Source organism: Planomonospora algeriensis (assembly GCF_977012225.1).
This window is the reverse complement of record NZ_CDRNDK010000181.1, coordinates 1-11793: the sequence shown is the minus strand read 5'-3', so window position 1 is coordinate 11793 and position 11793 is coordinate 1. Positions and strand designations below refer to the sequence as shown.

10 protein-coding genes and 1 pseudogene are annotated in these 11793 nt (G+C 72.0%); 6 read left to right on the top strand and 5 right to left on the bottom strand.

Translation table 11 applies throughout. The features are described 5' to 3' along the window. A partial coding sequence (locus ACWJ6R_RS19260; protein WP_449063554.1) for a serine/threonine-protein kinase occupies window positions 1–924 on the bottom strand: 924 nt, incomplete at its 3' end. Between the two features lie 93 nt (window positions 925–1017). Next, entirely contained in the window at window positions 1018–2379 is a 1362-nt protein-coding gene (locus tag ACWJ6R_RS19255) for an FAD-binding oxidoreductase (RefSeq protein WP_449063553.1), read from the bottom strand. Window positions 2380–2816: 437 nt separating this feature from the next. On the opposite strand from ACWJ6R_RS19255, the gene ACWJ6R_RS19250 reads away from it, so the two are divergent. From ACWJ6R_RS19250 to ACWJ6R_RS19230, 5 genes are all read left to right on the top strand, one after another. After that, entirely contained in the window at window positions 2817–5549 is a 2733-nt protein-coding gene (locus tag ACWJ6R_RS19250) for an immune inhibitor A domain-containing protein (protein ID WP_449063552.1), read from the top strand. A gap of 131 nt (window positions 5550–5680) precedes the next feature. Continuing rightward, on the top strand, window positions 5681–6619 hold the full coding sequence (locus ACWJ6R_RS19245; RefSeq protein WP_449063551.1) for a diacylglycerol/lipid kinase family protein: 939 nt from the start codon (window positions 5681–5683) through the stop codon (window positions 6617–6619). A gap of 112 nt (window positions 6620–6731) precedes the next feature. Further along, window positions 6732–8078 carry a methyl-accepting chemotaxis protein gene (locus ACWJ6R_RS19240; protein WP_449063550.1) on the top strand — a complete coding sequence of 449 codons (1347 nt, stop codon included), beginning with the start codon at window positions 6732–6734 and terminating at the stop codon, window positions 8076–8078. After that, on the top strand, window positions 8066–8329 hold the full coding sequence (locus tag ACWJ6R_RS19235) for a hypothetical protein (RefSeq protein ID WP_449063549.1): 264 nt from the start codon (window positions 8066–8068) through the stop codon (window positions 8327–8329). The genes ACWJ6R_RS19240 and ACWJ6R_RS19235 overlap by 13 nt, the downstream gene beginning before the upstream one ends. Window positions 8330–8406: 77 nt before the next feature. Further along, a complete protein-coding gene (locus ACWJ6R_RS19230; RefSeq protein ID WP_449063548.1) occupies window positions 8407–8574 on the top strand; it encodes a hypothetical protein in 168 nt (55 codons plus the stop codon). A gap of 111 nt (window positions 8575–8685) precedes the next feature. Here ACWJ6R_RS19230 and ACWJ6R_RS19225 read toward each other — a convergent pair whose 3' ends face one another. The 3 genes from ACWJ6R_RS19225 to ACWJ6R_RS19215 all read right to left on the bottom strand — a co-directional run bounded on the left by ACWJ6R_RS19225 (window position 8686) and on the right by ACWJ6R_RS19215 (window position 11334). Continuing rightward, the gene (locus ACWJ6R_RS19225; protein ID WP_449063547.1) at window positions 8686–9312 is read right to left on the bottom strand and encodes a Uma2 family endonuclease; all 627 of its coding nucleotides are present in this window, start codon (window positions 9310–9312) and stop codon (window positions 8686–8688) included. Window positions 9313–9442: 130 nt separating this feature from the next. After that, a complete protein-coding gene (locus tag ACWJ6R_RS19220; RefSeq protein WP_449063555.1) occupies window positions 9443–10813 on the bottom strand; it encodes a rhamnulokinase in 1371 nt (456 codons plus the stop codon). A 44-nt stretch (window positions 10814–10857) separates the two neighbouring features. Beyond that, window positions 10858–11334: a substrate-binding domain-containing protein gene (locus tag ACWJ6R_RS19215; protein WP_449063546.1), complete on the bottom strand. Its 477-nt coding sequence runs from the start codon at window positions 11332–11334 to the stop codon at window positions 10858–10860. Between ACWJ6R_RS19215 and ACWJ6R_RS19210 the strand changes: the two are divergent. Continuing rightward, window positions 11249–11668 (top strand): annotated as a pseudogene (locus ACWJ6R_RS19210) (carbamoyltransferase C-terminal domain-containing protein); the annotation flags it as partial. The gene ACWJ6R_RS19215 and the pseudogene ACWJ6R_RS19210 sit on opposite strands and share 86 nt — an antisense overlap. Between the last annotated feature and the right edge of the window lie 125 nt (window positions 11669–11793).

Genomic DNA, 11793 nt, shown 5'->3' with positions numbered 1-11793 from the left:
CGGCTGCGGTCCGCCCTGCGCGGGGGGTACGGCGTGCGGTCCGCCCTGGACGGGAGGCGCGGAGGGCGATGCGGGCGCTCCGGCGGTTCCGGGGCGCGGAGCACCGAGGGCCGGGGCCGTGCCCGACATGAGGTGGCCGACGAGCTGCTCGGCGGTGGGCCGCACCGCCGGGTCCTTGGTCAGGGCGGCGGCGACCAGGTCGCGCAGCGGCCCGGGGTCCAGCCGGCTCAGGTCCGGCTCGACGGTCAGGATCCGGTTCATCACCACGGGGATGGAGTCCTGGCCGAACGCGGGCGCCCCGGTGGCGGCGAAGACCATGGTCACGCCCCAGGCGAACACGTCGACCGCCGGGGTGGCCTCGCCGCCGCTGAGCTGCTCGGGCGCCAGGTAGGACGGCGTTCCCACGGACGTCCCGGTGGCGGTCGTGCCGGGGGAGTCCAGGGCCCTGGCGATGCCGAAGTCGATCACGACCGGGCCCTCGGGGCCCATCAGCACGTTGGCGGGCTTGAAGTCGCGGTGCAGGACGCCCGCGCGGTGGATGGCCGACAGGGCGGTGGCGGTGCTGACGGCCAGGCGTTCCAGCGCGGCGCCGCGGCGCGGGCCCTCGGTGTCGACGAGCCGGCGCAGCGAGGGACCGGGAACGTACTCGCTGACGATGTACGGCCGGCTGCCCGCCAGGTCGGCGTGCAGGACCGGCGCGGTGCAGAACCGCGCCACCCGCTGGGCGACCGAGACCTCCCGCAGGAAGCGCGCGCGGGCGTCGGGGTCCGTCGTCAGCCCGTGGTGGAGGAGCTTGACGGCGACCTGCTCCGCCCGGGGACCCCGCCCGAGGTAGACGACCCCCTGACCGCCCTCCCCGAGTCGTCCCGACAGCTCGAACGGTCCCAGCCGCCGAGGATCCTCCGCAGTGAGCGGCTGTACCACGATGACCCCCCGGCAAAACCCGCTAATTCGGTTATGTGGGGCAGAACGCTACCAGTGTGCGGGGAGGGGCGGATGATCTACCGGACCCCGGCCTCAGATGGCCTTGCCCGGGTTGAGGATGCCGAGCGGGTCGAAGACCCGCTTGATGCCATGGTGGACCTCCTCGGTGACCGGCCCCGCCTCCAGCGCCAGCCAGCGCCGCTTCAGCAGGCCCACCCCGTGCTCCCCGGTGAGCGTGCCGCCGCGGCTCAGGGCCTCCCGGAAGACCTCGTCGGCGGCGGCCCAGACGGCGGGTGGCGGCTCGGCCAGCCCGCGGTCGAAGACGAAGACCGGGTGCAGGTTGCCGTCCCCGGCGTGCGCCACCGTGCAGATCAGCACGTCGTGCCGGACCGCGATCGCCTCGATCGCGGAGATCATGTCCGGCAGCGCCGAGCGCGGCACGCACACGTCCTCGACCAGGCAGGCGCCGAGCCGCTCCTTGGCGTGGTAGGCCAGCCGCCGCAGGCCGATCAGTTCCTCGGCCTCCCGGGGATCGGCCGCCACCGCGACGAACGAGGCCCCGTTCCGCTCGCACAGCTCGCGCATCCGCTCGGCCGCCGCGGGCCCGTCCGCAGCGTCGGACTGCGCGATGAGCATCGCCTGGACGGCCGGTCCCAGGCCGATGTTCCGCCAGTCGTCGATGGCCTTGAGGGTGGCCCGGTCGAGCATCTCCAGCAGCGAGGGCTGGCAGCCGGCCGCGATGATCGCCGCCACGGCCGCCGCGGCGTCGCGCAGGGAGCCGAACTCCGCGGCGAGCGTCGCGGGCGGGGCCAGGGGGGCGCGGCGCAGCCGTACGGTGGCGGAGGTGATCACGCCGAGGGTGCCCTCGGACCCGACGAACAGCCCGGTCAGGTCGTAGCCCGTCACCCCCTTGACCGTCCGCCTGCCGGTGGTGAGGATCCGCCCGTCGGCCAGCACGACCTCCAGGCCCAGCGCCGAGTCGCGGGTCACGCCGTACTTCACGCAGCGCAGGCCGCCGGCGTTGGTGGCCAGGTTACCGCCGATGGTGGAGATCTCGTAGGAGGACGGGTCGGGGGCGTACATCAGGCCGTGCTCGCGGGCCGCGCGGTCCAGGTCGGCGGTGATGACGCCGGGCTCCACCACGGCGATCTCGTCGGCGGGGGAGAGCTCCCTGATCGCGGTCATCCTCTGCAGCGCCAGCACGACGCACCCCGCCACGGCCGTCGCGCCGCCGGCCAGCCCCGTCCCGGCCCCGCGGGGCACCACCGGCACCCGGTGCCGGGTGGCCCACTCCATGACGGCGACCACGTCGGCGGTGCTCTCGGCGAGTACGACGGCGAGCGGGCCGCCCGGCTCCAGGAACGTCCGGTCGCGGGCGTAGGAGTCCGTGACGTCGGGGTCGGTCAGCACCTTCCCGGAGCCGAGCGCGGCGGTGAGTTCAGCGATAGCGGTCACACCCGGACTGTACGGCGCGCCGAACCGGTCCTCGTACGGCCCCGCGGAGCGGGCCCCGCGCCGCCGTACCGTCCGCGGAGCGCGTCTCCGCGCCGCCGTATGACCCGCGGAGCGGTCCCGCGCCGCCGTACCGCCCGCAAGACCGGTTTCGGACCCGCCGTCGGCAGGGCCCCGCCTCGGAACCATCGTCCGAGATAGTCACTTTAATTAAAACTAATCCCTTATGTCCCAGTTGTGAGATATCTTCCAACAAACCGATTGATCACATTTTTACAACATCAGTCGGACGGTTTACCTCTGCTTTATTTCGTCCTCTAACGTCCCGCACGGTGCGCAAATAAGCGCGCCGGGGAGCGTCCGCGCCCGGCGAACCCGGGCAGGGAGGGTATCCGTTGTCCAGCAGAGGCAGAGGCGCACGCAAGCGCCTTCTCGCGATCGTGCCCGTTCTCGGGCTCGCCGCCGCGGGACTGTCCGTCAGCGGCGTGTCGGCCCAGGCCGACAGCTCGGCCGCGCGATATGTCCCGTCGTCGAGCGACTACTACATCAACTACGCGCCGCCGCGGGTCCAGAGCGACAGCACGACCATCGACGAGCGGTTCCAGCGCGGCACCGCCAAGCGGTCGGGCCTGGCCCACGCGCAGGAGGTCGACCGGAAGTTCGCCGAGGGCAACCCGGTCGCCGCCAAGACACTCGCCTCGCGGGAGACCCGGGCGATCAGGACGGGCAAGAACCCCTTCGACTTCATCTTCAAGAAGGCGGGGCAGACCCAGCAGGCGAAGCTGCTCACCCTCCTCATCGAGTTCAACGAGAACGCAGGCGACGACTTCTCCGGCTTCAGCCGGCCCAAGTCGATCGACGACGTCAACGACTGCGTGACCGAGCCGCCGGGCACCAAGATCAACGGCCCGCTGCACAACCAGATCCCCAACCCCGCCTCCTCCGGCGCGGGCAAGGACAACAACACCATGTGGGTGCCGGACTTCAGCCCGGAGCACTACAACAAGATGCTCTACTCGGACCGCGGGATCACCCAGCGCGTCCGGATGGACCTCACCGACCCCCGGGACGGTCGCAAGGGCATCGACATCTCCGGCCACACCATGAAGAAGATGTACGAGGAGATGTCCAAGGGCGCCTACACCGTCACCGGTGAGGCGATCGGCTGGATCAAGGTCCCGCACTCGGAGGCCTGGTACGGCGCGGGCCGCTGCGGCACCATCCCGCAGGACATGTCCGGCCACCCCGACAACCCGGCCGGCCCCGCCGCGCTCGGTGTCGACGCGGTCAACGTCCTGGCGCAGCAGAACCCGGACTTCCCCTGGGCCGACTACGACGTCGAGGACACCGGAGACGCCGACGGCGACGGCAACACCCTGGAGCCGGACGGCGTGGTCGACCACCTCGTCCTGGTCCACGCGGGCGCCGACAAGTCGGGCGGCGGCGGCGCCGAGGGCCCCTACGCCATCTGGGCGCACTCCAGCGCCATCCCCGGCGGCTACACGATCCCCGGCACGGACAAGAAGATCTCCAACTACATCGTGCAGCCCGAGGACTCCGGCGTCGGCGTCTTCGCCCACGAGTACGGCCACGACCTGGGCCTGCCGGACTTCTACGACGCCTCCGGCGGCGGCGACACCAGCGTGGACTTCTGGGACCTGATGTCCTCCGGCTCGCACGCCGGTCCGATCATGCAGTCGATGCCGACCCACATGGGCCTGTACGCCAAGTGGGTGCTCGGCTGGGCCGACCCGAAGATCGTGAACCCGGGTGACCGCAAGCAGCTGGTGACCATCGGCCAGGCATCCCGCACGCCCAAGCACACCGCGGACGGCGTGCGGATCAACCTGCCCGACAAGAACGTCACGATGGCCGTCCCGCACAGCGGCGGCAAGCTGTGGTGGTCCGGCAACGACCAGAGCTGGGCCGACGTCAAGCTGACCCGGGAGATCCAGGTCCCCGCCGAGGGCGACCCGCGCTTCTGGATGTGGAACCAGTACGCCATCGAGGCCGACTGGGACTACGGTTTCGTCGAGGTCTCCGCCGACGGCGGCGCCACCTGGGCCGAGCAGAAGGTCTACGACGAGGCCGGCACGCTGGTCACCACCGACGACGGCTACGACGACCCGAACAGCCGCATGCACGACTACGGCGACAAGAAGTACGGCCTCACCGGCGCGACCGACGGCTGGCGGCACGACTACGTGAGCCTGGCGCCGTTCGCCGGCAAGACGATCCAGATCCGCCTGCGCTACGCCACCGACGCCGGGTTCGAGGACACCGGCTGGTTCGCCGACGACTTCTCGGTGACCGCCGGCGGCGCCACGGTGTGGAGCGACGACGTCGAAGGCGGCGACAACGGCTGGACCGCCGTCAAGGGCACCTTCACCGACACCTCCGGCGCCGGCTGGCACACCCACAGCGGCAGCCTGCAGACGGCCCAGTACTACCTGGCCGAGTGGCGCAACTACGACGGCTTCGACAAGGGCCTGCAGTACGCCTACGACACCACCTGGTCGCACGAGAACGCCTGGAAGGTCGAGCGGGTCAAGTACAACGCCCCGGGCCTGCTGGTCTGGTACCGCGACGCGGCCTACCCGGCCAACAACGGCGACGCGCACACCTTCGCGCTGCCGTCGGTCGGCCCCAAGGGCGAGATCCTCGTCGTCGACTCGCACTACGAGCCGCTCCGCCGCAGCGGCGAGGCGGCCGAGAAGGACCCGTCGGCGCTGAAGAACCTCCCGTCGCGCCCGCAGTCCTCCAACGCGGCCTTCACCTTCAAGAAGACGTACCCGTTCACCGAGTGCATCGAGGGCGAGCCGTTCACCGAGTACTGCACGAAGTTCCCGGCCCTCCCGGCGGTGAAGACCTTCACCGACGCCAAGACCTGGTACCCGGGTCTGGAGGTCCGTGACGGCAACCTGTTCTACCGCCTCCGCGACGCCTCGGCCGTCGTCCCCTCCAAGGGCGACCAGCCGTACTCCACCCGGGTCGTCAACCCCGACGGCACCCCGGCCACGGAGCTGTACGGCACCGACATCGGCGGCGGCCACGTCCTCGGCACCGGCAACCCCGGTGACGAGGGCAAGGCGCTGGGCGTGCAGGTCAAGCTGATCTCCCCGCTCCCGGCGAACCTGGGCGTCATCGTCCAGGTGACCCCGGCGAAGAAGTGAACCCGGAGTGACACCGGGCAGGTAGACCCGTAGGGACCCGAAGGGGCCTGCCACGGGATCAGGGCCACGCCGTCCGCGCGACGGCGTGGCCCTACGATTTACCGGGAGGATCCAGACCGAAGAGGGGCAGCGTGGGAGAGCTTCGCACCAAGGCCGAGCACACCGAGGCCGTCCGGACCGGCCGCCGGGCCTGCGTGGTGGTCAACACGCGCTCGCGCCGCGGCCGCCGCCGCTACCCGCAGGTGCTCCGCACGCTCCAGGCCGGAGGCTTCGACCTGCTCGGCGTCTTCCCCGTGGACGACCCGAAGCGGCTGCGCGAGATCCTGGACGCCGCCCTGGAGGCAGGCCCCGACCTGCTCGTCGTCGGCGGCGGGGACGGCACGCTCAGCGCCGCCGTCAAGCACGTCGCCCACCGCGACGTCGCCCTCGGCGTGCTGCCGCTGGGCACCACCAACAACTTCGCCCGCAGCCTCGGCCTCCCGCTGGACCTGGCGGGCGCGATCCGGGTGCTGCGCACCGGCAAGGTCGCCGACATCGACCTCGGCATCGCCGGGGACCGCGAGTTCGCCAACCTGGCCAGCTTCGGCGTCTCCGTCGAGGTCGCCGGGACGGTCCGGCCGTGGCTGAAGCGCCTGCTCGGCAGGGCCGCCTACCCGCTCACCGCCCTGACGATCCTCCCCGGCCACCGGCCGTTCCGCGCGTTCATCACGGTCAAGGGCCGCCGCCACGAGCTGCTCACCCACCAGCTCAACATCGCCAACGGCCGCTTCCACGGCGGCTGGCAGGTCGCCCGCGACATCAGCATCGACAACGGCCTGCTGGTCGCCTACCAGCTCGGCTCGGGCAAGCGGCTGCGGCTGCTGGTGGAGACCCTGGTCCGGGCCGCCACCGGGCGCTGGCGCAGCCTCGCCGGCGGTCCCTTCGTCATCGGCACCGAGATGTACCTGGAGACCGACCCCCCGATGGCCGCCGACGTCGACGGCGAGGTCCGCCTGATGACCCCCCTGACGATCAGGACCGTGCCCAACGGCCTGCGCGTGATGGTCCCGGAGGACTTCGTCGACTCCTGAGCCGCCCGGCGCCGGATCTTCTCAGGTAGGCGCCGGACCCGTCGATGGAAGAACGCCCCAGTGGGCCCGCCGGCCCCTTGCGCCGGTCACACCTCTATCGACGGGACTCGACGTGAAGATCTCCAATCTGCCGATCAGCCGGAGGCTGGGCGCCGGTTTCCTCGTGGTCGTGCTCAACATGGTGCTGCTGACGGTCTTCGGCGTGGTGCAGGTGGAGCGGATCAACGACCGGCTGACCACCATCAACGACCTCAATGCCGTCAAGCAGCGTTACGCCATCAACTTCCGCGGGAGCGTGCACGACCGGGCGATCAGTCTGCGCGACGTCGTGCTGGCGCCGACCCCCGAGCAGGCGCGGCCGGAGATCGAGCAGATCGAGAAGCTGGCGGACAACTACACCGAGTCGGCGACCAAGATGACGGCGATCTTCGCCGATGAGGGCAAGGTCAACGCGGAGGAGAAGGCCGCGCACGCCGAGATCGAGCGCATCGAGCGCGAGACGCTCCCGCTGATCGACCGGGTCGTGGAACTGCGGATGGCCGGCGACACCGGCCAGGCGCTCCAGGTGCTGACCGAGCAGGCCAAGCCGCTGTTCGTCGACTGGCTCGCGGCGATCAACGTGCTGATCGACCTCGAGGAGTCGATGAACCAGGCCGAGACGGTCCAGGCGCGCGACACCGCCGGGGGCTTCCTGGCCGTCATGCTGCTGACGTGCGCGCTGGCGATCGCCGTCGCGGTCGCCGTGGCCTGGTGGATCACCCGCGGCATCACCCGGCCGCTGGCCGAGGCGAGCGCGGTCATGGCCGCGGTCGCCGACGGCGACCTGACCCGGCGTCTGGACGCGACTTCGGGCGACGAGGTGGGCCGGATGGGACGGTCCGCGAACGCCGCGCTGGACAGGATCGGCGACGTCATGACCGCGTTCGCGCACAGCGCCGGCGAATTGGCCGCCACCAGTGAGCGGATCGGCGCGCTGTCGCACCGCATCGCGAACGGGGCCGAGGAGTCCTCGGCGCAGACCGGTCTCGTCGCGTCCGCCGCGAACGAGGTCTCGCGCAACGTCCAGAGCGTCGCGGCGGGCTCGCAGGAGATGGGCGAGTCCATCCAGGAGATCGCGCACAACGCCGCCGAGGCGGCGGCGGTCGCCGCCCGCGCGGTGACCGCCGTGGAGACGACCACCGCGACGGTGTCGCGGCTGGGGGAGTCCAGCCGGATGATCGGCGACGTGGTGAAGGTCATCACCTCCATCGCCGAGCAGACCAACCTGCTGGCGCTCAACGCGACCATCGAGGCGGCGCGCGCCGGAGAGTCGGGCAAGGGCTTCGCGGTGGTCGCGGGCGAGGTCAAGGACCTGGCGCAGGAGACCGCCAAGGCGACCGAGGACATCTCCAAGCGGGTGGAGGCGATCCAGGCCGACACCGCCGGGGCCGTGGCGGCGATCGCGACGTGGCCCAGGTGATCGCCCGGATCAACGACTACCAGGCCACCATCGCCACGGCGGTAGAGGAGCAGACCGCGACGACGAACGAGATGAACAGGGGAGTCGCCGAGGCGGCCGCAGGGTCGGGGCGGATCGCCGAGAACATCACCGGCGTGGCCTCCATCACCAGGGCCACCAGCGAGTCGGTCGGGGAGTCGCAGCGGGCGGCACAGGACCTGTCGCAGGTCTCCGGGCGGCTGCGGTCGCTGGTGGCGGGGTTCCGCTTCTGAGACCGATCGGGCGATCGGCCGCCCGATTGGGACGCGCCGTCCTGGGTAGCCGTACCTCCTCGGCAGATGGAGGAGACATGGCATCCCTGATGGCCCGCATCCGCAGCTACCTGAGCAGCCCGCAGGGGCGGCGGAACCTCGAGAAGGCCAAGACGATGGCGCGCGACCCGCGCAACCAGCAGAAGGCGCGCGGCCTGCTGGCCCGCCTCCGCGGCGGCCGGAGCCACCACCCGAACCGCTGGTAGGCCCCGGTCCTCCCCGCTGGAGCCGGGGCGGGGGCCCCAGGCGAACGGGGCTCCCGCCCTTCGGCTCCGTCCTTCAGCCGGCGGACCGAGTCGTCAGCCGGTCGTTCCGGCTCAGAACTGCAGTTCCGACCAGTCGATCATGATGGGGATCGGGTTGCTGACGCTGGGAGCGTCACCGGACTCGTCCTTCATGAACGTGCCGATGTGCTTGTAGAGCATCGCCGCCCGGTCCAGCCGGTAGCGTTCGATGATCGACACGCCGGTGCGGTCGAGCCGGACGATCCAGTAGTGCGGGATGCCGGCCTTGGCGTACTCCCCGAGCTTGTCGGTCGTGTCCTGGGTCTCCGACCCCGGTGACACGATCTCCACGACGAGCAGGGCGTGCTCGGCGCGGAGCCGTTCGCCTCGCCCTCGATCCAGGCACCGGTAGAGCGCGACGTCGGGCCGCCGGGTGAGCAGCGGCAGATCCCTCAGCCGCAGATCCACGTCGTTGTTCACGGTGATGCACTCGTGCCCCTTGCTCATCGCGGCGCGGGCATGACGCTCCAGCAGGTTGGCCAGTCGCCTGCCGGCGGTCTGATGATCGGGCGTGGGCGCCGCACAGTAGACCACGTAGCCGTCGACGATCTCGATGGCCTTGGCGATCTCCTCGGGAAGCGCCTCGTACTCCTCGGCGGTGACGCGGGCGGGCTGAGGACGAATGCTGAGAAGCCAGCTGTCATCCGGCAGAACTGTCATCCGGGATCTCTCCTCGTCACGGTCCGCTCGACGCGCCAAGCCTACGGCCTGTCCTGCCACCTGTGAGAGCACGCGCAGGACGGAGAGCCGCGTCGGTTCGGGCGTGGAGGCACGCGGCCCTGCAGGGCTCTCAGACCGTCTGCCGCGCGAATTCCAGCCGGGCCTCCGCCTCGTCCCAGGCCGAGGCGTCGCCGGAGGGCTCGTAGCGGCGCAGCGGCTCGACCCGCGCCGCCAGGGCGCGCATCTCGGCCAGGCCGTCGACCTCGCCGGCCGCCCGCGCCTGGACCAGCACGTTGCCCAGCGCGGTCGCCTCGGCCGGACCGGCCACCACTGGAAGGCCGCAGGCGTCGGCGGTGAGCCGGCACAGCAGCGCGTTGCGGGAGCCGCCGCCGACCAGGTGGACCACCTCCACGTCGCGGCCGGACAGGGCCACCGCCTGGCGGATCGCCCGGCGGTGGCCCAGGGCCAGGCTCTCCAGGACGCAGCGGACGAACGGCCGGGGGAGAGCGGGCGGCTCCTGGCCGGTGCGGCGGCACTCGGCCGCGATCCGGGCCGGCATGTCGCCCGGGGGCAGGAAGACGGGGGCGTCCGGGTCGACCAGCGCGGCGAACGGGCGCTCGCGCTCGGCGGCCTCCAGCAGGCGCCCGAGGTCGGCGCCGGGCCAGGCGCGCAGCGACTCCGACAGCAGCCACAGGCCCATGACGTTGCGCAGGTAGCGGACGGTGCCGTCGATCCCGGCCTCGTTGGTGAAGTTCGCCGCCCGCCCGGCCTCGGTCAGCACCGGGGCGGGCAGCTCCACCCCGGCCAGCGACCAGGTCCCGCAGGAGACGTAGGCGAAGCGCGGGCCCGCGGCGGGCACCGCGGCGACCGCCGAGGCGGTGTCGTGGGAGGCGACCGCGGTCACCCGGCAGGTGTGGCCGATCTCCGCGGCGGCCTCGGGCAGCAGGGGGCCGATCAGGTCGCCGGGCCGCCGCAGCGGCGGGAAGATCCGCGCCGGGAGGCCCAGCCGTTCGATCAGGCCGGACGCCCAGGACCGGGTGCGCACGTCCAGCAGCCCGGTGGTCGAGGCGTTGGTCACCTCCGCGCCGACCTCCCCGGTGAGCCGGTAGGCCAGCAGGTCGGGGACGAGCAGCATCGTCGCGGCGCGGTCGAGGTCGTCGGCCAGCAGCTGGTAGACCGTGTTGAACGGCAGCACCTGCAGCCCGGCCACGTCGTACAGGGCCTGCGCGCCGATCTCGGCCGCGACCCGCTCCGCGACGCCGTCGGTCCGCCCGTCGCGGTAGTGCACCGGGTCGCCCAGCAAGGACCCGGAGGAGTCGAGCAGCCCGTAGTCGACCGCCCAGGAGTCCACGCCGATCGAGGCGACCGGCCCGGCCCGGTGCAGGCCGTGCAGGACCTCCCGGTAGAGGCCGCGCACGTCCCAGCGGAGCCCGCCGGGCGTGCGGACCGGGCCGTTGGGGAAGCGGTGCGCCTCGGTCAGGGCCCGGCCGTCCCAGACCATGACCCGCCCGCTGGAGGCGCCGAGGTCGACGGCGGCGAAGCGGCTCACCGGGTGGACTCCCTGGCCACGAGCTCGGGCTGGAACATGATGTGCTGGTGGGCATGGGTCTCGGGGTTCTCGCACTCGTCGAGCACCAGTTCGGTGGCGATGCGCCCGAGCTGATGGGTGGGCTGGCGCATCGAGCTGAGCGAGACGGCCGAGGCGGCGGCGAACTCGATGTCGTCGTAGCCCATCAGCATCACGTCGCCGGGCACCCGGACCCCGGCCTGCAGCAGCGCGCGCAGCACGCCGAGCGCGAGCAGGTCGTTGGCGCAGAACACGGCGTCCGGCAGGCCGCCCGCGAGCAGGTCGCCGGCGGCCTTCTCCCCGGCGCGCGCGTTCATCGCGGCCATCTCGGCGACCCGGAGCCGGTCCGGGCCCAGCCCGGCGGCCGCCAACACCGAGCGGCTCAACGACGTCAAGGGCCGCGAGCAGTTCCGCCCGATCGCGCCGATGGTGCTCGCCGAGCGGGCCGCCGCCATCTTCGAGCGGGGACCGATCCCGAGCCCCTACATGCTCTTCGTCCACGACGTGCGCCCCGAGTGGCGCGAGCGCATCCCGGCCGTCGTGCACGTCGACGGCACCGCCCGGATCCAGACCGTGGACCGGGCCGACGATCCGCTGCTCGCCCGGATGCTGGAGGAGTTCGAGGTCAGGACCGGGCTGCCGGTCGTGGTCAACACCAGCCTCAACACCGCCGGGCGGCCCATGGTCGACGACCCCCGCGACGCGCTGGAGTGCTTCGGCTCGGCCCCGGTCGACCTGCTCGTCCTCGGCCCGTACCTGATCCGCCGGGGGCAGGTGTTCGCGTCATGATCACCGTTGTCGTGCCGACGATCGGCCGCCCCACCCTGACCGCCACCCTGGCGGCCCTGGACCCCGGCACCGACGTCATCATGGTCGACGACCGCCCCGACCGCCCGTGGGCGACGGCCGGGAGG

Coding starts and splice junctions, on each gene's coding strand:
- ACWJ6R_RS19230 (WP_449063548.1), top strand. CDS start 8,407: ATGGCATCCCTGATGGCCCGCATCCGCAGCTACCTGAGCAGCCCGCAG.
- ACWJ6R_RS19225 (WP_449063547.1), bottom strand. CDS start 9,312: ATGACAGTTCTGCCGGATGACAGCTGGCTTCTCAGCATTCGTCCTCAG.
- ACWJ6R_RS19220 (WP_449063555.1), bottom strand. CDS start 10,813: ATGGTCTGGGACGGCCGGGCCCTGACCGAGGCGCACCGCTTCCCCAAC.
- ACWJ6R_RS19215 (WP_449063546.1), bottom strand. CDS start 11,334: ATGGCGGCGGCCCGCTCGGCGAGCACCATCGGCGCGATCGGGCGGAAC.